A 25,396-nucleotide genomic window follows, 5' to 3' on the forward strand; every position below is an offset into this window, starting at 1 on the left:
CGTCTCGGGAAGCGGCCTTACGGTGCGGTCACAGCTCCGCGGACCGCCCCGAAAGCTCGGCCCGCAGGTTTCGGGCAGCCTGGGTGAGCGCCTCGTCGCGGCGGCGGCGCGGACGCGGCACGTCGATCGTCATGTCGGCCGCGACCCGGCCCGGGCTTCCTGCCAAGACCACGACGCGGTCGGCCAGGGTCACGGCCTCGTCGATGTCGTGGGTGACGAACAGGATGGTCTTGCCGGTGGCGGCCTGGATGCGCTGCAACTCGTCCTGCAGGCCCTCGCGGGTGAAACTGTCGAGTGCGGAGAACGGCTCGTCCATCAGGAGCACGTCCGGGTCCACTGCGAGCGCGCGCGCGATGGCGACGCGCTGGCGTTGCCCGCCCGAGAGTTGGTGCGGCCAGCGCTGGCCGTATTCGCCGAGTCCGACGAGGTCGAGCATCTCCTGCGCCTTGGCGAGGCGCTGAGGCTTCGACAGGCCGCTGCCTTCCAGGCCGAATGCGATGTTGGCGACGACCCGGCGCCAGGGGAGCAGGCGGGCATCCTGGAACACCAGCGCCATCGGCGTGCGGCAGCCCTCGCGCGTGGCGAGGCGCACCGTTCCCCCGCTGGGGGCGGCGAGGCCGATGAGAACGCGCAGGACGGTGGATTTACCGACGCCGGATTCGCCGACGATGACCACGAACTCCCCGCGCGCGATGGAAAGGTCCAGCTCCGACAGGATGACGTTGCGGATTCCGTCGCGCTCGTAGGCGAGGCTCAGGCCGCGGATGTCGATGATCGGGTCCATCAGGCGCGCCACCGCAGGAGCCAGCTCTGGAGGGCGACGAAGCCGGTATCGAACAGCCCGTAGAGGCCGGCCATGGTGAGCATGTAGACGACCACGATATCGGTGGAGAGGAGGCTGGAGGCCTGCATCATGCGCGCGCCGACACCCGGCACGCCGAAGATCTCGGCGGCCACCACCGCCATCCAGGCCTGGCCGAGGGCCGTGCGCAGGCCGACGAGGATGCCGGGGGTCGCGGCCGGCAGCAGGATCTTGGTGAGCCGCGCCAGCGGAGAGCGGAAACCGAAGGCCTGGGCGACCTCCACGAGGTCCCGGTCGACCCCACGCACCGCCCCCTGCGTCGCGAAGAACACGATCCAGAACACGCCGATGGCGATGATGAACACGGCGGCCGAGGGCTGGACCCCGAACCAGATGATGGCGAAGGGCACCCAGGCGAGGCCGGGAATGGGCCGCAGCAGGCGCACGATCCAGGCGGTGAGCGCCTCGAAGCCCCGGAACATGCCGACCAGGATGCCGAGCGCGATGCCCGCCCCGGCGCCGACGGCGAGGCCGACGAGGTAGTGGCTCAGGCTCGACAACACCGCTTCGCCCCACACCCCGAGACGGATCTCGTTGAGGAAGGCGGCCGGGATCGTGCTCGGCGGCGGCAGGAAGGCCGGGTTGATCAGCCCGAGCCGAGGCATCGCCTCCCAGAACAGGAGGAAGGCGACGAGTCCGAGAGCCGCGAGGGCGGGTGCGCGAAGGACCTTCATCCGATCAGCGCGCGATGGCCTTCTCGTAGTAGCGGGAGTCGAACAGCCCATCGAGGGGCACGTCCTTCTCGAGGGCGCCGATGGAGACCTGATAGGCCTGCATCGCCTTGGTGGCGACGATGATGGCGCGCGGATCGACGGTGAACTTCGCCGCCGGCGAGGTCAGGGCCTTCTGGATCGTGGCGAGATCAACGATGCCCTTGCCGAGGGCGGCGAGTACGTGGGGCGCGGCCTTGGCCGAGTCGGATTTCAGCAGGGTGTCGGCGCGGATGAGGGAGCGCACCAGGGATTCCACGGCGCCGGGATTCCGGTCGGCATAGGCGCCGTAGACGCCCACCACCGTGCCCGGCTGGTCGGGGAACATCTCGGCTCCGTTGGCGATCAGCTTCACGCCCGGATTGCGGCCCTGGATGATGGTGAGGGCCGGCTCGCGGATGGAGGCGCCGTCGACGGCTCCGGCGAGGATCGCCTGCTGCGTGGCGTCGATGCCCATGGGCACCACCTCGGCATTGGCCTTGTCGGCCTTCGCCACCTGCCACAGCCAATGCTGCAGGGTGGTGTTGGGCACCGAGCCGAGGGGCTGGGTGGCGAGGCGGGCGGTGCGGCCTTCCTTGGCCTTGAACTGCGCGAAGGCCTCGGCCTTGCTGGCGCCGTTGGCGAAGAACGGGGCGAGCTTCGGCCCGGCCACGAACACCATCTCCTCCACGGCCGTGGAGGCGACCACGCGGACGTCGATGTTCTTGGTCCGCGCCACGGCCAGCGGCGCGACCCCGGCCACGTAGACGTCGATCGTGCCCGAGGCGAGGGCCTGGATCATGTTCGGGCCGGATTCGAAGGTGGTGAAGGAGGGGGCGAGGCCCGCCTCCTTGAGCCAGCCCTCGCCGTCGGCGACGAAGATCGGCGAGGCGCCGATGACCGGGATGACGCCGATCCGCATGGGGATCGGAGCCGTCTGGGCGGAGGCGGGGGCCGCGATCAGCCAACCGGCCAGGGAGGCCAGGATCGTCGCGATGACGGGAAGGGCAGGGCGCATCGAAGGGTCCGGATTCCGGGGGAAGCAGGTCGGCTCGCGGCGAGCCGTGGCCCGGCCATGCCACAGGAGCCGCGTTCTTCAAACACCGTTGCGCGAAAGAACGGCCCGCTTTGCGAATCTAAGGACGCCCTTCCACGGCCAAGCTTGAGCGGAGAGGCTTTATTCCCCAGCCCCGGGCGTCCGGCCGGAACGGCCTTGGCCGTATTCAGTTGAGAGGCAGGACCTCGTGAAGAGCAAGGCCTCGGCCGTCCATCGAGACGACCGACCAACGACAAGGACAGACGCCATGAGCTTTCTCGGCAGCATCGTCAGCAAGATCCTCCATCCGTTCGGCGGCGGAACCACCTCGGCGGATGCCGCACCGGCAAACGCCCCGGCCGGCTCCACCACCACCGCCCCCACGGAATCGGCGGCCGCTCCGAAGCCCGGCGAGCCGGTGGACGTGGAAGCCGTGCTGAACGGCATGTCCGCGAAGAACTCCCAGACCCTCAACTGGCGGACCTCCATCGTCGACCTGATGAAGCTCCTCGACATCGATTCGAGCCTCAGCGCCCGCAAGTCGCTCGCCGACGAGCTGCACTACACCGGCGACAAGGAAGACTCGGCCACGATGAACGTCTGGCTGCACAAGCAGGTCATCAAGAAGCTCGAAGAGAACGGCGGCAAGGTGCCGGCCGACCTGAAGGATTGATCGCTGGTTAGCGTCCCCCTCTCCCCGCGCGCGGGGAGAGGATCGCGGACACCTCGTCGTGTCCGCGATGAGCGAGAGGCGAAGCCGAAGCGGGGGTGAGGGGGCGATTCCGAAAGAGACTCGTCCGTCATCGCCCCCTCACCCTCGGCTGCCGCCTCGACGCGCCGACGACGAGGTCGTCGCGTCCCTCTCCCCGCGAGCGGGGCGAGGGGATCCAAACACCTTCACCCCCGCGCGCGACAGCGCCGGGGGCATGGCCCAGAAGAAGCCCCAAACAGGGGACGCGGGACGCCGCGGAACCCATTGAGCGCTATAACAAGTTTGCCGGTCCCCCGGCGTCCCGTCAGGCTCCGGCGTTCCCGCCGGGGCCTGTTTTGCGTCGCGGTGTCTCCAGCGGTCCTCGCGTTGCGTCGCGCCTGAGGTGGTCGTGTTGCATCCCAGCCCGGCTGTTCGAACGGACTTTGCCCCGCACGCCCTCTCGTATTGGAGGGGCCGCAAACCTCATCATGGCAGCCCAGAACGGGGTCGGTGCCGGGGCATTTAACTCCCGACCTACCGCGCCCCCATCCGAGCCCCCAGACTATCGAGCCGCCGCCCGGGGCGATGGTGACCGACACCACCGACGCAGGCACCGCCCCGCCGCCCCTTTCGGCCCACCCGGTCGGTCACCGGGCGAGCCCCCTTCGCTGGGCGGCAGGTGTGGGGATATAGGCATGGGATAGGAATTTTGTCAAGACGTTTAACTTGCAAAACTTGCCTAAGCGACCGACCTTCCAAAACCTGCAAAATTTGTTTGCCGTAAATTTAAGATTTACTATTCAAATTTCCACAAAAACTCATTAATTATACCTAAAATCAAATAACAGCAACTCGTCATTTGAATAATACCTCAATTTACCAAGAATTTTACTTAGATATGGTAGATTTAATAATAGTTATATTCTACTAAATGAATCAAAAATTTTATAAAGTGAATGCTATTCGATTTTTGTCGCCCAATCACCCCGCAAATGAAACCATTTGGACCTCAGCGCCGCGACATCCTTCATTTGGATGATGCAACCAAATGGCGCTTGTCATATGGAAATTGAACTCACCACGGACGCACATTATCGATGCAAATTATTCCGCCACCAGAACAACAAAATCAACAACAAGATAATACTATTCGCGATAACCAAAACAGAATTGAATATTATTATGATTCCAAGCATACGAATCCAAACCGGCAATCGTAAGCTATACAGACCTCAAATATACTATAACTGACAAAAACTGAAATCAAATAATCCTTGACAATACCGGTTAATAAAGATCGCCATTCATAGCAAAGGGGAACAACAATGCGCACCGTAGTCTATCCATCAGATGTATTAGCACTGACAAATAGAAACGACGATTATAAGATGAATTTCGTCCTTATTAGCGCTGGAGATGTGAGCTATTATTCACTCCCGCGTGGACTTAACGGACTTGCCGGGAATGATACTTTGCAAGCTCTGTCACCGACCGTTATTATTGACGGCGAAAGTTATATCAAATTTCGGGGAGAGAATTTTCTTTATAATGGCGCCTTCCTTTCCGGCGGATATGGCAACGACGTTGTCTACGGTGGAACCGGCGACGACACGCTCCGTGGGGACGAAGGCAACGACTTCCTTTCAGGCGGCGCAGGCAACGACGCTCTTGAAGGGGGTGAAGGCAACGATACTCTGGACGGAGGCAGCGGAAATGACACGCTTGCGGGCAGTGGTTTTGACATTCTCCGTGGCGGAGACGGAAACGATTCGTTCGACGTGCGCTTTTCCTTCGGCGAAACTGGAAAAGTCGATGGCGGCAAAGGATCCGATCATGTCAACCTTAATGGTCACGCAGTCGGCGCAAAATTTACAAGCATAGAATTTGCACACTTAGGCATAACATCTGTTTCTAGCTCACAGCTAAACAGCCTTGGTAAAATATTTGCTGACTACACATCGGACATAACCATGCTGTCGGCGGGAACGGTTGGACCCAATTTTGCAGCGACCGCCGGCGGCAAATATCATAGTGGCCAGACGGCATCGATTACTGGCTCGCTTGGTGCCGATACCATCGATCTGGCAGGCGTGTCCGTCTCCTGGTATATCAGCGATGGTGAAGCCGAAGATGAGGGTGCTAGTAACGACAGTCTGATCGGTGGGTCCGCAGACGACTGGCTGACGGCCTGGGGCGGCGACGACATTCTCCGTGGAAACAAAGGAAACGATTTCCTGCGTGGTGGAAATGGAAACGATCTGCTGGAGGGCGGCGCAGGCAACGACGTTCTTGAAGGGGGTGAAGGCACCGATACTCTGGACGGAGGTAGCGGAAATGACACGCTTGCGGGCAGTGGTTTTGACATTCTCCGTGGCGGAGACGGAAACGATTCGTTCGACGTGCGCTTTTCCTTCGGCGAAACTGGAAAAGTCGATGGCGGCAAAGGATCCGATCATGTCAACCTTAATGGTCACGCAGTCGGCGCAAAATTTACAAGCATAGAATTTGCACACTTAGGCATAACATCTGTTTCTAGCTCACAGTTAAACAGCCTTGGTAAAATATTTGCTGACTACACATCGGACATAACCATGCTGTCGGCGGGAACGGTTGGACCCAATTTCGCAGCGACCGCCGGCGGCAAATATCATAGTGGCCAGACGGCATCGATTACTGGCTCGCTTGGTGCCGATACCATCGATCTGGCAGGCGTGTCCGTCTCTTGGTATATCAGCGATGGTGAAACCGAGGATGAGGGTGCTAGTAACGATAGTCTGATCGGCGGGTCCGCAGACGACTGGCTGACGGCCTGGGGCGGCGACGACATTCTCCGTGGAAACAAAGGAAACGATTTCCTGCGTGGTGGAGACGGCAACGACGTTTTGGACGGCGGAGCAGGCGCGGATTCAATGGATGGCGGCCTTGGAAATGATATCTACTATATCAATAACCCTGGCGATCGCATCATTGAGGTGGTAAATTTAGGGGTTGATACGCTGTATACTAGTATCAATTACACACTCAGCGACAATTTAAACATTGAAACTCTGCGGGCGAGTGCGGGAACGCTGGGTATTAAGATTGCAGGTAATAAATTCACGAACACTCTCGTCGGCGGTGAGGGCGACGATGTCCTCATTGGGGGATCGGGCCGCGACATCCTTGTGGGTGGGGCAGGATCAGATACCTTCACTTTCAGGTCGATCCGCGACAGCATCAACGGGAGCGCGGGCAGAGACCAAGTTAGCGATTTTCTGACTGGAACCGACCGCATCGATCTATCAGCGATACAGGCTAATACATCAGCGAGTTCGGACAAGCCCTTTAACTATATCGGGTCCGGAGCATTTACGAAATCGGCCGGTGAGTTGCATGCCATCAGGTCTGGTAGCTCAACGATCATTGAGGGCGATGTAACCGGAGACGGCAAGACCGATTTCCAGATCGTACTTCGGGGGATCGTCGACGTTCTGCAGACTTCCGACTTCGTCCTCTGAGCCTATGAGCCTCCGCAACGACGGGGGGACTTGTCTCGCGTGGCGTTTGGATATCGACCTCCAGACAAGTCACTCCTCCTTTCACCGCCCAGTCCTCACCCGCGTCCAATTCCGCGTCGCGAACCGCTGCGTCCGGTCATCCCAGGCCTGGTTCGTAAACAACCGCTGCATCGTCGCCTCGTCCGGGTAGATGCCGGCATTCGAAAGAATCTCCGGCTTCACCAGGGGTTTCGCGGCGAGGTTGCCGCTGGCATAAGCGACGAAGTTGGTGTTGGCCGCCGCCACGTCGGGGCGCATCATGTAGTCGATGAAAAGGTGGGCCTCCTCGGGGTGGGGCGCGTCCTTCGGGATGGCGAAGGCATCGAACCACATCAGCGCGCCTTCCTTCGGGATGAAATAGGCGATCTCGACGCCGTTCTTCGATTCCTCGGCGCGTTTCTTGGCCTGCATCACGTCGCCGGAATAGCCTACCGCGAGGCAGAGATCGCCGTTGGCGAGGCCGTTGATGTATTCCGAGGAGTGGAATTTTCGCACCGAGCCGCGCACCTTGAACAGCGCGTCGGTCACCTGGGAGATGTCGTCCCAGCGCTTGGTGTCGGGCTTGAGGCCGTAGGCCGGCAGCATGCTGGGGATCAAGTCCTCGGGGCTATCGAGCATCATCACCCCGCAATCCTTGAGCTTGGCCATCAGGGTGGGGTTGAGCACCAGGGTCCAGGTGTTGAGCGGCTGGTTGGGGCCGAGGCGCTCGCGCACGGGGCCGAGATTCACGCCGATACCGGTGGTGCCCCACATGTAATCGACGGCGTAGGTGTTGCCTGGGTCGTAGACCGCGAGGCGCTGGGCGATCTCGGGCCAGGCGTGTTTCAGGTTCGGGATCTTGGCCTTGTCGAGGGGCCGGAACACGCCGGCCTTGATCAGCCGTTGCAGGAACGGGCCGGTGGGCACCACGAGATCGTAGCCGGACTGGCCGGCGAGCAGCTTCGTCTCCAGGATCTCGTTGTTGTCGTAGGTGTCGTAGACGACCTTGATCCCGGTCTCCTTGGTGAAGGCCTCCAGGGATTTCGGATCGATGTAATCCGACCAGTTGTAGATGTTGACCACGCGCTCCTGCGCCTTCGCCCCCGCCGAATTGAGGAGGGCGAAGGCGAGGAACAGGGACCCGAGAAGGCTGAGCGCCAGCGCGATCATCAGGACGGCGAACACGATACGACGCATCGGCGGGCTCTCTTGTCTCGGGACCGGGTCGGGATCAGGCGGGGAGCTTGGCCGCGACGACGACGATCTCCACGAGGTATTCCGGCCCCGCGAGCTTGGCTTCCACGGTGGCGCGGGTGGGCGGGTTCTCCTTCGAGACCCAGGCATCCCAGGCCGCGTTCATCTCGGCGAAGGTCGCCATGTCGGCTAGATAGATCGTGGCGGAGATGAGCCGGGTCTTGTCGCTGCCGGCCAGCGCCAGCAGCCGGTCGATCTCGGTGAGCACTTCCTGCGTCTGCGCGGTCACGCCGGCCCCTACCGTCGTCCCCGCCACTTGGCCCGCGAGGTAGACCATCTCGCCATAGGTGACGGCCTGGCTCATGCGGGCGCCGGATTCGAAACGGGTGATGGTGGTCATGGATCGCTCTTCATGGGGCGCCGCGCGGGCGCGTCGTCGGGGCAAGCGTTGTGCCGCGCGCCACGCATCCGCGTAAAGGGGAGGGCGGCGGCCAAGGTCGAGAATGCGACACAATCGCCGTCCCGCGGCGCAACCCATCCCGCGATGCGGCGTTGCATGAGCACAAACGGTCAAGTCCGGGCGGGACAATCCCGGCCACCGCGTTTCGAGGATCAGCTCATGGGTATCATCTGGACCATCATCATCGGTTTCCTGGCCGGTGTCGTCGCCAAGTTCATCATGCCGGGCGACAAGGAGCCTGCAGGGTTCATCCTCACCACCATCCTGGGCATCATCGGCGCCTTCGTCGCCACCTTCCTCGGTCAGGCGCTCGGCTGGTACGGTCCGAACCAGGGCGCGGGCTTCATCGGAGCCGTGGTCGGCGCCATCGTCGTGCTCGCCATCTACGGCTTCATCGCCAGCCGCCGCACCACCACCCTCTGAACGGACGTCACGGCGCGGGCCTCGGGTCCGCGCCTTTCGCGTTTCATCGGACAGACAAAAGGGGCGCCCCATCGGAGCGCCCCTTTTTCGTGTCCCGGATCAGGAGATGTAGCCGGCCGACTTGACCGGGCAATGGCCGGTGGCGCCGCGGATAGCGAGGCCGGCGCCGACCACCAGGGCCGCCAGGCTGAGCCACTTGTTCGGGCGGGGCTGGGCAGCGGCGGCGGCGATGCCGAGGCCCAGAACGACGGACACGGCCCGCTCGGTGGTCGACAGGTTGGTCTCGCCTTCGAAGATGCTCGGAATCATCGGATCGGCCATGGTCTCACATACTCCTCGTGTTGCATCGCGGGGCGAACGCGGCGGGAGGATGGGTGTTCCTCATGATCTGACCGGGGCGTTGACGCATCCTCGCCCCAAACGAAAAGCGGGGCCCCTTGCGGAGCCGCGCTTCTCATTCTCGATCAACCCTCGGGGCTGAGACGGCTTACGCGTCCTGGCGGGGTCCGCGGGCGCGGTCCTGCTCGGCGTTGCGCTCGGCCTTCAGCTTCTCGGTGAGGTCCTCGCCGGTCTCCTGGTCGACGACCTTCATGGAGAGGCGAATCTTGCCGCGATCGTCCGCGCCGAGGAACTTCACCTTGACCTTCTGGCCGTCCTTGACGACGTCCGTCACCTTGGCGACGCGCTGGGCAGCGAGTTCCGAGATGTGGACGAGGCCGTCCTTGGCGCCGAAGAAGTTCACGAAGGCGCCGAACTCCATGCACTTCACGACGGTGCCGTCGTAGATCATGCCGACTTCGGCTTCCGCCACGATCGACCGGATCCAGTTATAGGCGGCCTTGATGGCCTTGCCGTCGCTGGAGGCGATCTTCACCGTGCCGGTGTCGTCGATGTTGATCTTGGCGCCGGTCTTCTCGACGATCTCGCGGATCACCTTGCCGCCGGTGCCGATCACTTCCCGGATCTTGTCGGTGGGGATCTGCATGGTCTCGATGCGGGGCGCGTATTCGCCGAGCTCGGGTCGGGCATCGGTGAGGGCCTTGGCCATCTCGCCGAGGATGTGGACGCGGCCTTCCTGCGCCTGATGCAGGGCGACCTTCATGATCTCCTCGGTGATGCCGGCGATCTTGATGTCCATCTGCAGCGAGGTGATGCCGGCTTCCGTGCCCGCCACCTTGAAGTCCATGTCGCCGAGGTGATCCTCGTCGCCGAGGATGTCGGACAGCACGGCGTAGCGCTCACCCTCGAGGATGAGGCCCATGGCGATGCCGGCCACCGGACGGCGCAGGGGCACGCCGGCATCCATCAGCGACAGCGAGGCGCCGCAGACGGAGGCCATAGAGGAGGAGCCGTTGGACTCGGTGATCTCGGACACGACGCGGATCGTGTACGGGAACTCGTGGGCCGGCGGCAGGACGGGGTGCACGGCGCGCCAGGCGAGCTTGCCGTGGCCGATCTCGCGACGGCCCGGGGAGCCCATGCGGCCGGTCTCGCCCACCGAGTAGGGAGGGAAGTTGTAGTGCAGCAGGAAGGTCTCCTTGTAGGTGCCTTCCAGCGCGTCGATGAACTGCTCGTCCTCGCCGGTGCCGAGGGTGGCGACCACGAGGGCCTGGGTCTCGCCGCGGGTGAAGAGCGACGAACCGTGGGCGCGCGGCAGCACTCCGACCTGGGACACGATCGGGCGCACGGTGCGGACGTCGCGTCCGTCGATGCGGGAGCCCGTGTCGAGGATGTTCCAGCGCACGACCTTGGACTGCGCTTCCTTGAACGCGGCCTTGACCTTCTCGGCCGGGAACTTGGCCTCGCCCTCGGCGGGGCAGAGCGCGGCCATCACCTTCGCCTTCACGGCGTCGACGGCGGCGTAGCGCTCCTGCTTCACGGTGTTCTTGTAGGCGTCGCGGAGTTCCGCTTCACAGACGTCGAGCACGGCCTTCTCCACGTCGCCATTCTCGGGCGCGGAGAAGTTGCGGGGCTCCTTGGCGGCCTTCTCGGCGAGGCGGATGATCGCATCGATGACCGGCTGGAAATGCTTGTGGCCGAACATCACGGCGCCGAGCATGGTCTCTTCATCGAGCTCCTTGGCCTCGGATTCCACCATCAGCACGGCGTCCTGCGTGCCGGCGACGACGAGATCCAGGGTCGAGTTCTCGAGCTCGGGAACCGGCGGGTTCAGGATGTACTGGCCGTTCACGTAGCCGACGCGGGCCGCGCCGATCGGGCCGGTGAAGGGCACGCCCGACAGGGTGAGGGCGGCAGAGGCCGCCACCATGGCGAGGATGTCGGGATCGTTCTCGAGATCGTGGGTCAGGACGGTGACGACGACCTGGGTGTCGTTGCGCCAGCCCTCGACGAAGAGGGGACGGATCGGGCGGTCGATGAGGCGGGAGACCAGGGTCTCCTTCTCGGAGGGACGGCCTTCGCGCTTGAAGTATCCGCCGGGGATACGGCCGGCGGCGTAGGCGCGCTCCTGGTAGTTCACGGTGAGCGGCAGGAAGTCGATTCCGGCCTTGGGCTCCTTGCCCGACACGACGGTGGCCAGCACCGAGGTCTCGCCATACGTCGCCATCACGGCGCCGTCGGCCTGGCGGGCGACCTTGCCCGTCTCGAGGACGAGCTTGCGGTCGCCCCAGATCAGCTCTTCACGTTGTACGTCGAACATATGTCATGCCTTCCTGCGGTCGGGCGTGCCCGGCGCCGCCAGGGGCAAGACGGCGAGGAGTTCCGCGCCGGACCGGCGAAGAACTCCTGGCGATCCTGTCCCCGACGAGTGCGCCTCGAAGCGGCCCGATGGTCGCGCGGCCAGACCCATTCCGGCAGCGCGGGACGTCAATGAAACGCGGCCCTGAGCCAGGCTCGGGACCGCGAAAATCGCCTTAGCGGCGGATGCCGAGACGCTCGATGAGGCTGCGGTAGCGGGCCTCGTCCTTGCGCTTGACATAGTCGAGCAGCGAGCGGCGCTGCGAGACCATCTTCAGGAGGCCGCGGCGGGAATGGTTGTCCTTGCCGTGGGTCTTGAAGTGGCCGGTGAGGTTAGTGATCCGCTCGGTGAGGATCGCCACCTGGACCTCCGGAGAACCGGTGTCCTTGCCGCCGGTCGCGTATTCCTTGATGAGCGCAGTCTTGCGCTCGGCCGAAATCGACATCGCATTCCCTTTCGATACGGGTTTTCGGGTCGAGACGGTCCTCCTCGGGAGGGACCGCCTCAGCCTGGGACGGGGCCTGTGCCGGGATGTCGTCCAGCACGGTCGCGTTCACAAGCAGGTTTGGCCCCGTGCCCGTTTCCGGGTCGAGGCACCGAGACACATACACGAATCCGGGTCGCGTGCCACCCCCCGCGGCACCCCGGCGGGCCGTTGCCGGGCCGGGGAACAGAATTTCCCCACTGCCGTGCCGGCCCGGCACCCGCACCAACGTCTTTATTCAGCACAGAGTCATCCAATCTGCAGATTTCTTTTCCATCGAAGTGTTACAGTCGGCGCTTAATTCAATCATTGTCACGGACCAACAGAACATTCATATGGTTGGAGCTAGTCGACGATCCCCTTTCGCCGAACAATCTGCCATATCGACGGAAACACAATGGATAGAATCGCCGCAAGAATCCTGAAGCCAATAGCCTTCGCGGCACTAACATTTGGCGCAAGCTACTACTTGTTCCATTCAGCATTCATTTCACTGATCCTTAGTCTAGTCCCCCTCTTACTCGGATGGCTGGGTGTGTTTGAAACGTTTTCGTACACGATCGCAGCAGTTTTATTCATCGCCGCCATCGTCTGGTGCGTCGTTCCGGTGGATATGAAGAATCTGGTGGAGCTACAGACCCAGGCTGCAGTCAAGGAATTCACGGCGGCGATGCCCACGCCAACAAAGCCCGACTGAGACTTTCCAACTGCTTCCTCGGGTGGCTCGATGGAAGCGCCTGACGAATCAGGCCGTCAGCGCCTCGCTCACGCCGCGGATGTCCCGAACCAGGGCGTCGATCCGATCCGGATCGGAATCCCAGGCGAACATGAACCGGGCGCCTCCGCCGATAAACGTGTAGAAACCCCACCCCCTCTTCCGCAAAGCCTCCAGCCGCTCGGGGGAGGCCTTAAGGAACACCGCATTGGCCTCCACCGGGAACATGGCGGTGAAGCCGGGGCATTCCGCCACCGAAGCGGCGAGGCGTTGCGCGCAGGCATTGGCATGGGCCGCGTTGCGGAGCCAGGCGCCGCCTTCCAGCATTCCGACCCAAGGGGCGGTGAGGAAGCGCATCTTCGAGGCGAGCTGACCCGCCTGCTTGCAGCGATAGCCGAAATCCTCGGCGAGGGTAGGATCGAAGAACAGGATCGCCTCGCCTGCCGCCATTCCGTTCTTGGTGCCACCGAAGCAGAGCAGATCGACGCCGGCCCTCCAGGTCATCTCCGCGGGCTCGCAGCCGAGGCTGGCGCAAGCATTGGCGAAGCGTGCGCCGTCCATATGGAGGCGCAGACCAAGCTCACGGCAGGCAGCGGAGATCGCCCGTATCTCGTCGAGCGAATACACCTGCCCCGTCTCGGTTGGCTGTGTGATCGTCACGACCCGGGGCTTGGGGAAGTGGATGTCCGAGCGGCCGGAGGCGAGCCCGCGGATGAGGGCGGGCGTAAGCTTGCCGTCGGCGCTCGCCGCCACCAGCAGTTTCGAGCCGTTGGAAAAGAACTCCGGCGCGCCGCACTCGTCGGTCTCCACATGGGCCGAGGCCGAGCAGATGACGCTATGGTAGGATTGGCACAGGGAGGCCAGCGCCAGGGAGTTCGCGGCGGTACCGTTGAAGGCGAAGAACACCTCCGCATCCGGCTTGTCGAACAGATCGCGGAACGCGTCCGATGCCCGCTTCGTCCAGGCATCCATGCCATAGGCGGGCACCGAACCGCCATTGGCCGCTTCGGTGGCGGCCCAGGCCTCGGGGCAGATGCCGGCGTAATTGTCGCTGGCGAATTGCTGGGGCTCGGTCTTCATCGTCGCTTCGCCTTCCGTCGGTCCCGCAGGAAAGCCGAAGCGACGCGTGGCGAAACCCGTTTCGTTGCCGGTTCGGCCACATCCCCTCCAGTCGATGAGGGCTCCACCTTGCTCGGATCAGCAGGTTGGCGTCGGGCGTCGCCGCGACTCTTGATGCAAAGGGAAGCTTAACAGCGCGCGGGGCCAGCCGCAACGCGACGAGAGTGATGGTTGCCGCCCGTCCTCCGACACTCGAAGGACGGGCGGGGAACTACCTTCAGGCCGTCGGGCGACCCGAGCGACCGGAATAGCGGCGACGGAGGTAGGAGACGACTTTGGGGAGAAGGAAGGCGAGGATCAGCTTGCGCATGCGCGACACTCCGGAAAGGGAAGAAGATACGGCTCCATCCGGAGCCGCCTGTCTGGAGAGCAATGATCGGCCCGGCGTTGCGTTCCTTGGCCGGCTTCACAGATGGGATGCGACGGCCCGTCAAAGCTCCAGCGTCAGCGTGACCGGGACATGGTCGGAGGGACGCTCCCAGCCGCGCGCCTCGCGGAAGACGTCCACCGCGCGGGCGGTGCCGTTGAGATCCGGCGAGACCCAGACATGGTCGAGGCGACGCCCCTTGTTGGCGGCGGACCAGTCGGGCGAGCGGTAGCTCCACCACGTGTAGATCTTCTCCGGCTCAGGCGTCAGGACGCGGGCGGCATCGATCCAGCCGGCCTCACCACGCAAGAGCTCCAGCGCTTCCGTTTCTACCGGCGTGTGGCTGACGACGGAGAGAAGCTGCTTGTGCGACCAGACGTCGTGCTCGAGCGGCGCCACGTTGAGGTCGCCCACCAGAATCGCCGGGCCGGCCATGCGCCGCCCGCCCCATTCACGCAGGTCGCGGAGGAAATCGAGCTTATGGGCGAATTTCGGGTTGAGGCCGGCATCCGGAACGTCGCCGCCGGCCGGAACGTAGAAGTCATGAATCACGAAGCCGGCGGCAGCGCCCGCCTCCGGCCCGAGCACGGCGGAGATGTGGCGGGCATCCGGCTTCCCGCAGAAGGCCATGACGTCGCGGGTGAGCAGGGGAAAGCGCGACAGGATGGCGACGCCGTTATAACCCTTCTGGCCGGCGAACACGACGTGCTCGTAGCCCGAGCCGCGCAAGGCCTTGAGGGGAAAGGCATCGTCCGGGCACTTCGTCTCCTGCAGGCAGAGTACATCGGGCTTCACCTCGGCGAGAAACCGAAGGACGAGATCGATGCGCAGCCGCACCGAATTGATGTTCCAGGTGGTGACGGAGAGGCGCAACGTGTCTAGCTCACATATGTCATAAGGATCGGGACCGGCCGCTTCGATAGACCGGATCGGCCCGCCCGTCGCCGCACAATTGCCGCGTTCCATCGTCGAGAGGAATGCGCCGTCGTAGATACTGGAAGGATCGCCCGTCGTGTCGCGCACCCGCTCTGCGCTTTTCAATATCTACTGGGCCGCCTGGACCGCTTGTTTCGCGCTGCCCCTCGTGGTGCTCGCGATCCTCGGTTGCCCGACACGGCCAATCCGTGCGGCGACGCGGCTGTGGTCGCGCGGCATCCTGTTCGGCCTACGTCACATCGTCGGCCTGACCTATGTGGAGGAGGGGCGCGCGCGCATCCCCTCCGAGCCGTGCCTGATCGTGGCCAACCACCAATCGGCCTGGGAGACCCTGGCCTTTCTCATCCTGATCCCGAACGTCGCCATCGTGGCCAAGCGCGAACTCGTGGCGATTCCCATCGTCGGCTGGTTCCTGCGCCGCTCGCCGATGATCATCATCGACAGGGCCAACGGCACCCAGGCCCTGCGCACGATGATCGACGAGAGCCGCCTCGCCATCGCGGAAGGCCGCTCCATCCTGATGTTCCCGGAAGGCACCCGGAGCACTATCGACGCGCCGGTGCAGTTCAAGCGCGGGGTCGAGCTGCTCTATGCCAAGCTCGGTCTGCCCGTCCTGCCGGTGGCGGTGAATTCGGGCCTGTACTGGCCGCATGGCGGCTCGCGCCACATTCCCGGGACGGTGGTGGTGAGCTACCTGGAAACCCTGAAGCCGGGCCTCTCGGGCGGAGAGTTCATGCGGGGCACGCAAGACGCGATCGATGCCGAGCTGAACCGTTGGCGGAGCGGAACAACAATGGAGCTTCAGGCGTCCTGATCGAAAGCCCTCCCCCCTCAGCGGGGGAGGGTGCCTGCGGAGCAGGCGGGAGAGGGCGCGACCTCTCCGAATGACTCACGCCTCTCATCCGACCCGCTGACGCGGGCCACCTCCTCCCGCAGAGGGGAGAAGGGAGGCGCTCGCGATCACTGCGCCTTGATCTGCTTCTCCATCGCCTTGTCCTCGCTGCGCCCGTAATTGATGAAGAACTGGCTGCCGTCGATGGCCTTGCCCTTCTGCAGGTTCGAGAGCTGGACCGTGGTCTGGTAGCCTTGCGGATCGGTGATCCGCCACTGGCTGAGCGTCTTCACCTCGGCGTCGAAAAACAGCTGGATCTTGGAGGTACCGCCCAGCGTCGCACGGTCCTCCAGCGAGATGCGGATGCCGCCCGGATCGTTGGCGATGTCCGACACGGTGAGGTCGCGGGCAAGGTCGATCTTATCGCGCAGCAGGAATTTCAGCGGCGTCTGCGAGATGAAGTAGAGGTCCTGGGTCTTCAGCTTGCGGTCCTTCACCGCCACCGACGTGCCGTCCGCCACCACCTCCATGGGGGAGGGCTGGTCGTAGTCGAAACGCAGGCGGCCAGGTTTGGCCAGCGTCAGCTTGCCCCCGATGCGGCGCCCATCGGCGGCGATCTGGACGAAGTTGCCGCTGAGCGTGGTCATGCCGTTGAAATAGGCATTGGCCTGGGCGAGCACGGCGGCGGGCTCGGCATCCAGCATGGACGACGCGGCGGTGGGGGCGCCGACGGCGGCGACCTTGGCGGGCGCGTCCGAGGGCGCAGCCTTCGCGGCGGGTTTCGCGCCGGAGGCGGCCTTGTCCGCCCCCGCCTTGGCGTCCTTGGCCGGTTTGGGCGCCTGGGCCGCCGGCTTCTTCGGCGCGGTGGGAGCGGCCGGGGGCGCTTCCGGCTCGGGAGCGGGGGCCGGCGCGGGCTGCTCCTTGCGGCCGAACAGGCCGTCGAGGAAGGACGAGACCTGCGCCGTGGCCGGCACGGGTTGGAGGCTGGCCGCCAGCACGAGGAGCGAGCCGGCGGCGAGAAGGTGGCGTCGGCCGGTCATCCTGGGGCGTTCTCCGAAGTCGGGTGGGGTTCGGCTTAGAACTCGACCCTGTGGCGAATATGGGACGGGACCTCCCTCGCCCCAAAAGGGAGACGGACGGTACTCACACCGTTCTCCGCTCGATCGCCTCGGATCGAGCGGTCGCCGCGGGGCTCCCTCTCCCGTGTGGGAGAGGGTACCCGCGGTACATCTCGTTCTTCGATGATCAGCCGGTTCGACGGAATCGGTCCAGCGGATCACGTCTCACTCGTCGTCGTCCATCATCGACGAGGACATGGAGATCGACCCCATGCTGGACGGCGCGGTTTCCATCAGGATCTCGCGCTTGCCGGCGTGGTTGGCTTGGCCCACGATGCCCTCGACCTCCATCCGCTCCATGATCGAGGCGGCGCGGTTGTAGCCGATCTGCAGGCGGCGCTGGATGTAGCTGGTGGAGGCCTTGCGGTCCCGCATCACCACCTGCACCGCCTGGTCGTAGAGGTCGGCACCCGCATCGATCCCGCCGCCCGCATAGGCCCCGGCATCGAAGATCGGCGCGTCGATCTCCTCGACTTCGGCGGCCGCCGCCTTGTCGGCCTTGGAGGCCTTGGCCGGCTTCTCCTCGGGCGGGTTCTCGTCCACGGTGACGGCTTCGAGATAGGACGGCCGGCCCTGGCGCTTCAGGTGGGCGACCACGCTCTCGACTTCCGAATCCGAGCAGAACGGGCCGTGGACGCGGGTGGTGCGTCCGCCACCGGCCATGAACAGCATGTCGCCCTGGCCCAGCAGCTGCTCGGCGCCCATCTCGCCGAGGATCGTCCGGCTGTCGATCTTCGAGGTAACCTGGAAGGAGATCCGGGTCGGGAAGTTCGCCTTGATCGTGCCGGTGATGACGTCCACCGAGGGGCGTTGCGTCGCCATGATGAGGTGGATGCCGGCTGCGCGCGCCATCTGCGCGAGACGCTGGATCGCGCCTTCGATGTCCTTGCCCGCCACCATCATCAGGTCGGCCATCTCGTCGACCACGATGACGATGTAGGGCAGGGCCGAGAGGTCCATCTCCTCCGTCTCGAACACGGCCTGGCCAGTCTCGCGGTTGAAGCCGGTATGGATCTCGCGGGTGATGATCTCGCCCTTGGCCCGCGCTTCCGCCATCCGGGCATTGTAGCCGTCGATGTTGCGGACCGCGATCTTGGACATCTTCTTGTAGCGCTCTTCCATCTCGCGCACGGCCCATTTGAGGGCGATGACCGCCTTCTTCGGGTCGGTGACGACGGGGGAGAGCAGGTGCGGGATGCCGTCATAGACGGACAGTTCCAGCATCTTCGGATCGACCATGATCAGGCGGCACTCTTCCGGCTTCATCCGGTAGAGGAGCGACAGGATCATCGTGTTGATCGCCACCGACTTGCCCGAGCCGGTGGTGCCGGCCACCAGCAGGTGGGGCATCTTGGCGAGATCGGCGATGATCGGTTCGCCGCCGATATTCTTGCCGAGGCACAAAGCGAGCTTGTGCTTGCTGATGCAGAAATCGGCCGAGGACAACAGCTCGCGCAGGTAGACGGTCTCGCGGGTCTCGTTGGGCAGTTCGATGCCGATGACGTTACGGCCGGGCACCACCGCAACGCGGGCCGAGACAGCCGACATGGAGCGGGCGATGTCGTCCGAGAGGCCGATGACGCGGCTAGACTTGGTGCCCGGCGCCGGCTCCAGTTCGTACAGGGTCACGACCGGGCCGGGGCGCACCGCGAGGATGTCGCCGCGCACGCCGAAATCCTGCACCGTCTGCTGGAGGTTGAGCGCGTTCTGCTCCAGCACGTCGGCATCGACTTCCTCGGTGCCGGTCACCGGCGGCTCGGCCAGCAATTCCAGCGAGGGGTGCTCGTAATCCTCGTTCTCCACCAGCGACATCGGCGTGTGCCGGCCGGCCGGGATCAGCGTGGCGCGGGGCTCGGGGAAGATCGCGCGCGACGGAGACGGGGCGGGCGGCGGGGCCGGCAGGGCGAGGACGGGAGCCGGGGCTTCCTCCATCTCGACCGGTGCGGCGGCTTCGGGGACGGCCGGCGCTTCCGCCACCTGAGGCTCGGGCTCCGGAGCCGGGGCGGCGGCCTTAGGGTTGCGCAGCAGGACCGGGCGCGGCGGCAGCGGCGTGAAGACCGGAGCGGCCCTGGCAGGGGAGGGGGCCTGCATCGGAGTGGTTTCCGCGACGGAGGCGTCCATGACGGGAGCTTCCGCGACGGGGGGCTGCATCACCGGAGCTTGCATGACGGGAGCCTGCGCCACCGGGGCGGCGGGCATGCGGGCCGGGCGGATCGCCGCGCGGGCGGCCATGGCGGAGACGGCAACCGAACGCTGGGGAGCCGGCCCGGTCTGCTCGATGACGAGAGCCAGGGTGGCCGCCTCGGCGACCTCGGCGACGCGGTCCTCGTGGCTCGGCTCGTCCCGGACGGGCGCGGACTGGCCATAGTCTTGGCCGTTATCCTGGCCATTGGCGGGCAGGGGCGCGCCGCCGCGGTCGAACCGCATCAGCCGGTCGAGGACGTAGACGGGGCTGGGCGGCAGCGGGCGCAGGAGCGAGATGTCCACGGGCGGCAAGACCATGAAGGGTGAGGTCTCGTCCTCCTGCGCGCTGACCGGAGCGAGATCCGGCACCGGAGAAACCGCTGGCACCGGAGACATCTCCGGCACGGGAGAAACTTCCGGCACGGCCTGAGCCACAGCCTCGTCGGAATCGGCCTGGATCGCCGACCATGTCTCGACGGCGGTCGAATCCTCGCCATCGAACCAGGCGCGCATGGCGGCCCAATCCGGAACCTCGGTCCAATCGCGGTCGACGGGCAGCGGCGCCGGCTCGGCGGCGGCCACCGGCTCGCTCACCGATGCGGGGATCGGAAGGGGCTCATCGACGATGGCGGCGAGGACGGCCTGCGGGCGACGATCGGGCGTGCGGAAGAAGCGCACGCCGGGCGGCGGGGTATAGGGCTGGCGCCACAGGGGCTGCGGCGGCTCAGGGGGGATCGCGGCGAGAAGCGCGGCCTCGGCCGCCTCCTGGGCGGCACGTTCCGCTTCCGCGGCGGCGAGGGCGGCGCGTTCGGCGGCCTGCCGTGCTTCGTCCTCGGCCTGCCGCGCGGCGCGGACCTGCTCCTCCTGCGCCAGGCGCTCGGCATCGAGCGCCCGCTGGCGACGCTCCTGCAGCACCGGATCCGGGGTGCGGGTGTAGCGCACCGCCGGGGCGTCCGGCTCGGGCGCGGAATGGGCCGGCGCGTCGTAGCCCTCCGGGGTGATGGAGGCGGGACGACGCGGCGAACGGATCAGCACGCGCGGGCTCGATGCGCCGTGGTCGATCCGGCTCTCGCCGGTCGAGTCCATGGCCGCGATGCCCGAGGAACGGGCGAGATCGGTTGTGGCGCGGTCGTCGAAGACGTGGTCCGGCCAGGCCTGCGCCTCGGCCCACTTGCCCTGCTCCAACCAAGGCTGGGCCTGGGGAGCGGGGGCGTCGTGCACCATGTCCCGGGGGGCCGTGAGCCAGGATTGCGCCGGGCGCGGCGAGACCAGGCTCGGGCGCTGGGGCGGTCCGGCGAGGCGCCGGGTCAGGCTTGCGCGCAGGCTGATCAGCCTGTGCGCGAGGGCGCCCAAGGTCAGGCCGGGGCGGTCACCACCGCGTCCGGGCCGAGAGGGATCACGATGAGAATAGGGAGGCCGTCCCGATGCGCGCATGATGCTCTGAATTGACTCGTAGGGTACCGGTCCGCGTCCTCGACAGGAGCGGTTCTTCCCCAAGCTAGGGCCAACGTCGTTAACAGACGCTTGCCCGTATCCCGCGAAGTGTCGGATTGCCGAGGGAACGCGACGCCGCCTCCCCCTGGAGCCCCGGCGCGTAACCGGTTAGGTTAGGGAACCCAATGAAGCGCTTCGGATCACACGGGTTTCCTTCGGCGACCCTGCCGGTCCATCCCCGCGCCATGCAGATAGTGCGTCACACTCGCTAGAGGCCCCCTGCCCCTTGGCCGAAACGACACGAAGAACCGCCTTCAAGTCCCTCTATCGTCACGGTTTCGCCCGTGTGGCGGCCTGTGCCGGGCGGAGCCATCCGGCCGACCCGGAGAGCAATGCCGATGGAATTCTGTCGCTCGCCGAGGAATGCCATCGAGCGGGAGCGGTCCTCGCCGTGTTCCCGGAACTCTGCGTCTCGGCCTATTCCATCGAGGACCTGCTGCTTCAGGCGACCCTCCTCGACGCGGTGGAGACGGCGATCACCCGCATCGTCGCGGCCTCGACCGAGCTGACCCCCATCCTCGTGGTCGGCGCGCCTCTGCGCTGGCGCCAACGGATCTACAATTGCGCGGTCGCCATCCACCGGGGCCGGGTGCTCGGCGTGGTGCCCAAGAGCTACCTGCCGAATTACCGGGAATTCTACGAGAAGCGCCATTTCGCCTCCGGCGCCGGTCTCTTCGGCGAGTCGATCACCCTTGGCGGCGGTGTCGTCCCCTTCGGTCCGGACCTGCTCTTTTCGGCCGAGGACCTGCCCGGCTTCACCCTCGGCATCGAGGTCTGCGAGGACCTCTGGGTGCCCGCCTCCCCCGGCACGGATGCGGCCCTGGCCGGCGCCACCGTGCTCGCCAACCTGTCGGGCAGCCCGATCACCGTGGGGCGCGCGGAATCACGGGCCATGCTCACGCGGTCGGCCTCGATGCGCTGCTCCTGCGCCTATGTCTACGCGGCGGCGGGCCTCGGCGAATCCACCACCGACCTGTCCTGGGACGGCCAGACCAGCATCGATGAGGTCGGCATCCGCCTCGCCGAGGGCGAGCGCTTCGCCGCCGGTCCGGTGGCGACGCTGGCCGATATCGACCTCGATCTCCTGGCCCAGGAACGGCTCCAGACCGGAAGCTTCGACGACAATGCACGCGGGCGTGGGCTGTCCTACCGCACGATCCGCCTCCGGCTCGATCCGCCCTCGGGCGATCTCGGCCTGAGGCGCCGGGTGGAGCGCTTCCCCTTCGTACCGGCCGATATCGGCCGCCTCGCCCAGGATTGCTACGAGGCCTACAACATCCAGGTGGCGGGCCTCGCCCAGCGGCTCGCCGCCACCGGCACGAGACGCGCGGTCATCGGTATTTCGGGCGGCCTCGATTCGACTCATGCCCTCATCGTCGTGGCCAAGGCCTTCGACAGGCTCGGCCTCCCACGGACGGACATCCTCGCCTACACCCTGCCGGGCTTCGCCACGTCGGACGCCACCAAGGCCAATGCCCACGCGCTGATGTCGGCCCTCGGCACCACGGCGGGGGAGATCGATATCCGGCCGGCGGCGCGGCAGATGCTCGCCGATATGGGCCACCCGTTCGGGCAGGGGGAGCCGGTCTACGACGTCACCTTCGAGAACGTGCAGGCGGGGCTGCGGACCGATTACCTGTTTCGCCTGGCCAACCAGAACGGCGGCATCGTCATCGGCACGGGCGACCTGTCGGAACTGGCGCTCGGCTGGTGCACCTACGGCGTCGGCGACCAGATGAGCCATTACGGCGTCAATTCCGGCGTGCCCAAGACGCTGATCCAGCACCTGATCCGCTGGGTCATCGCCAGCGGCCAGATCGGCGAGGGCGCCAACGCCACCCTGCAGGCGATCCTCGCCACCGAGATCTCGCCCGAACTCGTACCCACGGAGGAGGGCGGCTCGCCCCAGAGCACGGAGGCCAAGATCGGCCCTTACGCGCTGCAGGATTTCAACCTGTTCTATACCCTGCGCTACGGTTTCAAACCGTCGAAGATCGCCTTCCTCTCCCTCCATGCCTGGGGGGATGCGGAGCGCGGCGCATGGCCACCGGACTTTCCCGAGGGCAAGCGTCAGGCCTATGGGCTGCCGGAAATCCGCGCCTGGCTCGGCGTGTTCCTGCAGCGCTTCTTCGGCTTCAGCCAGTTCAAGCGCTCGGCCATGCCCAACGGCCCGAAAGTCGCGGCCGGGGGCTCGCTCTCGCCGCGCGGCGACTGGCGCGCACCCTCCGACGGCAATGCCCGGATCTGGCTCGACGAGCTCGCCCGCAACGTCCCCGAAAACTGATCGACATAGTCCGGTCCGATTATGGCACTATCGGCTGAGTCGGGGTGGCCAGTCGGAGACCGACCGATGCAAAGCTACAACGTGTTCTGCCTGAAGTCCGTCAGCGGCCTGTGCTGCGCGGTACCGGAGTGCCGTGCCGTTCCGAGCTTTCTGAGCGCACGGAACTGGGCGTTCAGCGGCCGCCTGCGCGACGAAGCCGAGGCCCCGGCCGATTTCGACGAGCGGGCCGCGACCACTGCGGTGCGCTTCAACGGCTTCTACCTGTTCGAGACCATGGACCAGCGCTTCAACTGAGCGGGTGCGCCCTCGCCGCGGCGATCATTCCTTAAGGGGCCCCATGCGAGGGTCCCGCCGGTCGCACCAAGCGGAGCCGGAGACCGGCCGTCATGTCGGACAATCGCAAGGAAGCGCGGCAGAGGACGTTCCTCAAGGGCCGCATCATCTTCAACAACGGCGCGTCGAGCATGGATTGCCTCGTCCGCGACATGTCCGCGACCGGTGCGCGCCTCGCGCTGACGGAGACCGCGACCCTTCCGGAGATGTTCGACCTCTTCATCCCCCAGAAGGAGCGGACCTATAAGGCGAATCTGCGCTGGCGCCGCGCCGACGGCATCGGCGTCGCCTTCGCGGACGAGACCACGGCCGCCACTCCCGTTCCGCCGCCCCAGGCCGATCCGGCCGCGATGCTGGCCCTGATCCGTCGCATCGCCGAACTCGAAGCCGAGAACGCCGCCTTGCGCCGGCTGATCGCCGCGACGCCGGCGCCTGCCAGCGTCGCCTGATCGATTCACGCCGCGTCGAGGGCCGCCCGGATCTGCGCCGCGTGGATGCCGAGAAGATCGCTGTCGGCCATCCCCCCCGTATGCCGGCCCAGCGCCACGCCGTCGAAGCGCGGCACGATGTGGATGTGGAGGTGGAACACCGTCTGTCCGCCGGCGGGCTCGTTGTACTGGAAGACCGTCAGGCCGTCGGCCGCGAAGGCCGTCTTCACCGCGCGGGCGACGCGCTGCACGGTGGCAATGGTCGCGGCCAGCGATGCGGGATCCGCATCGAGCAGTCCGCGCGCCGGGGCCTTGGGGATGACCAGGGTATGGCCCGGCCCCTGGGGCATCACATCCATGAAGGCGAGGGTGTGCTCGTCCTCGTAGACCTTGTGGGCGGGAATCTCGCCCCGCAGGATCTTCGCGAAGACGTTGTCGGGATCATACTGCGCAGCTTCGACGTTTGAGGGCATGGGCCGGTCTCCATCGCGGATGTGCGTCTGCGGTTTTCCGGCCGGACCTTGCACAGACTGGCCCCCGGCGTCCACGGCGAGGGGATCGTCCCTTCGATGAGAGTTTCGCCGGCATGGCGCATGAGAGCAACGGCGCGATCTACACCGCCGCAGGGGCCAACCTCGCCATCGCGGCGGCGAAGTTCATGGGCGCCTTCTTCACCGGTTCCTCGGCCATGCTGGCGGAGGGCGTGCATTCGCTGGTGGACACCGCCAACCAGATCCTCCTCCTCGTCGGCCTGTCACGGGCCAAGAAACCGGCCGATGCGCGCTTTCCTTTCGGCTATGGGCGGGAGGTCTATTTCTACGCCTTCATCGTCGCGCTGTTCATCTTCCTCGGCGGCGGCGCCTTCGCGGTCTACGAGGGCATCCACAAGATCCATTACCCGGAGGCCTCCGCCGACGCGGTGATCTTCGGCCGCACCATTCCGGGCTTCTGGGTCAACCTCTCGATCCTCGGCTTCGCGGTGCTGGCGGAGGGCTATTCCTGCGCCGTCGCCCTCAAGGCGTTCTGGGCCGAGAAGGGCGACCGCGAGGCGATCACCGCGATCCGCCGGAGCAAGGACCCCGCCCTGTTCACCGTGCTGATCGAAGATGTCGCCGCTCTTCTCGGTCTGACGGTCGCGCTGGCAGGCGTGATCCTCGCCGAATGGCTGCAGATGCCCGCCCTCGACGGCTGGTCGTCCATCGGCATCGGCGCGATCCTGATCGGGATGGCGCTGTTCCTGATGATCGAGACGCACGGCCTCCTCGTCGGCGAGGCGGCCGCCCCCGAGACCGTGGCGGCAATCGAGGAGACGGTGCGGACGGAGCCGGGCGTCCGCCACGTCAACGCGGTGCTGACGCAGCATCTCGGCCCCTCCGACATCCTGGTGAATGTCAGCCTCGACATGGAGGACGACCTCAAGGCCGGCGCGGTCGAGGCGATGGTCGGCCGCCTCGATGCCCGGCTGAAGGCGCGCAACCCGGCGGTGAAGCGGGTCTTCATCGAGATTCAGGCGAAGGACTCCGCCGCCTGACGG

Annotated in this window: 22 protein-coding genes and 1 riboswitch; of the genes, 9 read left to right on the top strand and 13 right to left on the bottom strand. The window is 65.5% G+C overall.

What is annotated here, in order from left to right; all coding sequences use genetic code 11:
• Positions 1-28: 28 nt before the first annotated feature.
• The 3 genes from RQI43_RS13380 to RQI43_RS13390 are packed head-to-tail and all read right to left on the bottom strand — an operon-like array spanning position 29 to position 2,569.
• Positions 29-784 carry an ABC transporter ATP-binding protein gene (locus tag RQI43_RS13380; RefSeq protein WP_311275449.1) on the bottom strand — a complete coding sequence of 252 codons (756 nt, stop codon included), beginning with the start codon at positions 782-784 and terminating at the stop codon, positions 29-31.
• Entirely contained in the window at positions 784-1,536 is a 753-nt protein-coding gene (locus RQI43_RS13385) for an ABC transporter permease (protein ID WP_311275450.1), read from the bottom strand. Before RQI43_RS13385 ends, RQI43_RS13380 begins: the two co-directional genes overlap by 1 nt.
• A gap of 4 nt (positions 1,537-1,540) precedes the next feature.
• A complete protein-coding gene (locus tag RQI43_RS13390) occupies positions 1,541-2,569 on the bottom strand; it encodes an ABC transporter substrate-binding protein (RefSeq protein ID WP_311275451.1) in 1,029 nt (342 codons plus the stop codon).
• A 286-nt stretch (positions 2,570-2,855) separates the two neighbouring features.
• Here RQI43_RS13390 and RQI43_RS13395 point away from each other — a divergent pair, with 286 nt between their 5' ends.
• Together RQI43_RS13395 and RQI43_RS13400 are read left to right on the top strand one after the other, a co-directional pair.
• On the top strand, positions 2,856-3,260 hold the full coding sequence (locus RQI43_RS13395) for a DUF3597 domain-containing protein (RefSeq protein WP_311275452.1): 405 nt from the start codon (positions 2,856-2,858) through the stop codon (positions 3,258-3,260).
• 1,343 nt (positions 3,261-4,603) lie between these two features.
• Positions 4,604-6,775 (top strand): calcium-binding protein, encoded by a 2,172-nt coding sequence (locus RQI43_RS13400; protein ID WP_311275453.1) that lies wholly within the window; start codon positions 4,604-4,606, stop codon positions 6,773-6,775.
• Positions 6,776-6,856: 81 nt separating this feature from the next.
• Here RQI43_RS13400 and RQI43_RS13405 read toward each other — a convergent pair whose 3' ends face one another.
• Together RQI43_RS13405 and RQI43_RS13410 are read right to left on the bottom strand one after the other, a co-directional pair.
• Positions 6,857-7,990, bottom strand: a complete 1,134-nt coding sequence (locus RQI43_RS13405; RefSeq protein WP_311275454.1) for a polyamine ABC transporter substrate-binding protein — start codon at positions 7,988-7,990, stop codon at positions 6,857-6,859.
• A 34-nt stretch (positions 7,991-8,024) separates the two neighbouring features.
• Positions 8,025-8,387 carry a RidA family protein gene (locus RQI43_RS13410; protein WP_311275455.1) on the bottom strand — a complete coding sequence of 121 codons (363 nt, stop codon included), beginning with the start codon at positions 8,385-8,387 and terminating at the stop codon, positions 8,025-8,027.
• 219 nt (positions 8,388-8,606) lie between these two features.
• Between RQI43_RS13410 and RQI43_RS13415 the strand changes: the two genes are divergently transcribed.
• On the top strand, positions 8,607-8,870 hold the full coding sequence (locus RQI43_RS13415) for a GlsB/YeaQ/YmgE family stress response membrane protein (protein WP_311275456.1): 264 nt from the start codon (positions 8,607-8,609) through the stop codon (positions 8,868-8,870).
• Between the two features lie 99 nt (positions 8,871-8,969).
• On the opposite strand, the gene RQI43_RS13420 is transcribed toward RQI43_RS13415, so the two are convergent.
• The 3 genes from RQI43_RS13420 to rpsO form a co-directional block, all read right to left on the bottom strand.
• Positions 8,970-9,191, bottom strand: coding sequence for a DUF2892 domain-containing protein (locus tag RQI43_RS13420; RefSeq protein ID WP_056427558.1), 222 nt, complete (start codon positions 9,189-9,191; stop codon positions 8,970-8,972).
• 166 nt (positions 9,192-9,357) lie between these two features.
• Entirely contained in the window at positions 9,358-11,529 is a 2,172-nt protein-coding gene (gene pnp, locus RQI43_RS13425) for a polyribonucleotide nucleotidyltransferase (protein ID WP_018044127.1), read from the bottom strand.
• Between the two features lie 214 nt (positions 11,530-11,743).
• Complete coding sequence (gene rpsO, locus RQI43_RS13430) at positions 11,744-12,013, bottom strand: 30S ribosomal protein S15 (RefSeq protein ID WP_018044126.1); 270 nt, start codon at positions 12,011-12,013, stop codon at positions 11,744-11,746.
• Between the two features lie 436 nt (positions 12,014-12,449).
• On the opposite strand from rpsO, the gene RQI43_RS13435 reads away from it, so the two are divergent.
• The gene (locus tag RQI43_RS13435) at positions 12,450-12,749 is read left to right on the top strand and encodes a hypothetical protein (protein ID WP_311275457.1); all 300 of its coding nucleotides are present in this window, start codon (positions 12,450-12,452) and stop codon (positions 12,747-12,749) included.
• A gap of 48 nt (positions 12,750-12,797) precedes the next feature.
• Here RQI43_RS13435 and RQI43_RS13440 read toward each other — a convergent pair whose 3' ends face one another.
• Both RQI43_RS13440 and RQI43_RS13445 read right to left on the bottom strand, forming a co-directional pair.
• Positions 12,798-13,847: a low specificity L-threonine aldolase gene (locus RQI43_RS13440; RefSeq protein ID WP_311275458.1), complete on the bottom strand. Its 1,050-nt coding sequence runs from the start codon at positions 13,845-13,847 to the stop codon at positions 12,798-12,800.
• Between the two features lie 50 nt (positions 13,848-13,897).
• A riboswitch (SAM-I-IV-variant riboswitch) is annotated at positions 13,898-14,009 on the bottom strand.
• A 307-nt stretch (positions 14,010-14,316) separates the two neighbouring features.
• On the bottom strand, positions 14,317-15,126 hold the full coding sequence (locus tag RQI43_RS13445) for an exodeoxyribonuclease III (RefSeq protein WP_311275581.1): 810 nt from the start codon (positions 15,124-15,126) through the stop codon (positions 14,317-14,319).
• Positions 15,127-15,265: 139 nt separating this feature from the next.
• On the opposite strand from RQI43_RS13445, the gene RQI43_RS13450 reads away from it, so the two are divergent.
• Positions 15,266-16,003, top strand: coding sequence for a 1-acyl-sn-glycerol-3-phosphate acyltransferase (locus RQI43_RS13450; protein ID WP_056427735.1), 738 nt, complete (start codon positions 15,266-15,268; stop codon positions 16,001-16,003).
• Between the two features lie 146 nt (positions 16,004-16,149).
• Here the strand turns inward: RQI43_RS13450 and RQI43_RS13455 are convergent, their stop codons facing one another.
• A complete protein-coding gene (locus RQI43_RS13455; protein ID WP_311275459.1) occupies positions 16,150-17,061 on the bottom strand; it encodes an outer-membrane lipoprotein carrier protein LolA in 912 nt (303 codons plus the stop codon).
• A gap of 243 nt (positions 17,062-17,304) precedes the next feature.
• Positions 17,305-20,757: a DNA translocase FtsK gene (locus tag RQI43_RS13460; protein ID WP_311275460.1), complete on the bottom strand. Its 3,453-nt coding sequence runs from the start codon at positions 20,755-20,757 to the stop codon at positions 17,305-17,307.
• 286 nt (positions 20,758-21,043) lie between these two features.
• On the opposite strand from RQI43_RS13460, the gene RQI43_RS13465 reads away from it, so the two are divergent.
• From RQI43_RS13465 to RQI43_RS13475, 3 genes are all read left to right on the top strand, one after another.
• The gene (locus RQI43_RS13465) at positions 21,044-23,101 is read left to right on the top strand and encodes an NAD(+) synthase (protein ID WP_311275461.1); all 2,058 of its coding nucleotides are present in this window, start codon (positions 21,044-21,046) and stop codon (positions 23,099-23,101) included.
• Positions 23,102-23,167: 66 nt separating this feature from the next.
• The gene (locus tag RQI43_RS13470; RefSeq protein WP_311275462.1) at positions 23,168-23,395 is read left to right on the top strand and encodes a hypothetical protein; all 228 of its coding nucleotides are present in this window, start codon (positions 23,168-23,170) and stop codon (positions 23,393-23,395) included.
• A 92-nt stretch (positions 23,396-23,487) separates the two neighbouring features.
• Positions 23,488-23,883 (top strand): PilZ domain-containing protein, encoded by a 396-nt coding sequence (locus RQI43_RS13475; RefSeq protein ID WP_311275463.1) that lies wholly within the window; start codon positions 23,488-23,490, stop codon positions 23,881-23,883.
• Positions 23,884-23,888: 5 nt separating this feature from the next.
• Here RQI43_RS13475 and RQI43_RS13480 read toward each other — a convergent pair whose 3' ends face one another.
• Positions 23,889-24,335 carry an HIT family protein gene (locus tag RQI43_RS13480; RefSeq protein ID WP_056427585.1) on the bottom strand — a complete coding sequence of 149 codons (447 nt, stop codon included), beginning with the start codon at positions 24,333-24,335 and terminating at the stop codon, positions 23,889-23,891.
• 113 nt (positions 24,336-24,448) lie between these two features.
• On the opposite strand from RQI43_RS13480, the gene RQI43_RS13485 reads away from it, so the two are divergent.
• Positions 24,449-25,393, top strand: coding sequence for a cation diffusion facilitator family transporter (locus RQI43_RS13485; protein WP_311275464.1), 945 nt, complete (start codon positions 24,449-24,451; stop codon positions 25,391-25,393).
• Positions 25,394-25,396 lie beyond the last annotated feature (3 nt).

Origin of the sequence: Methylobacterium sp. WCS2018Hpa-22 (assembly GCF_031843785.1) — a bacterium.
Taxonomy (GTDB): Bacteria; Pseudomonadota; Alphaproteobacteria; order Rhizobiales; family Beijerinckiaceae; genus Methylobacterium.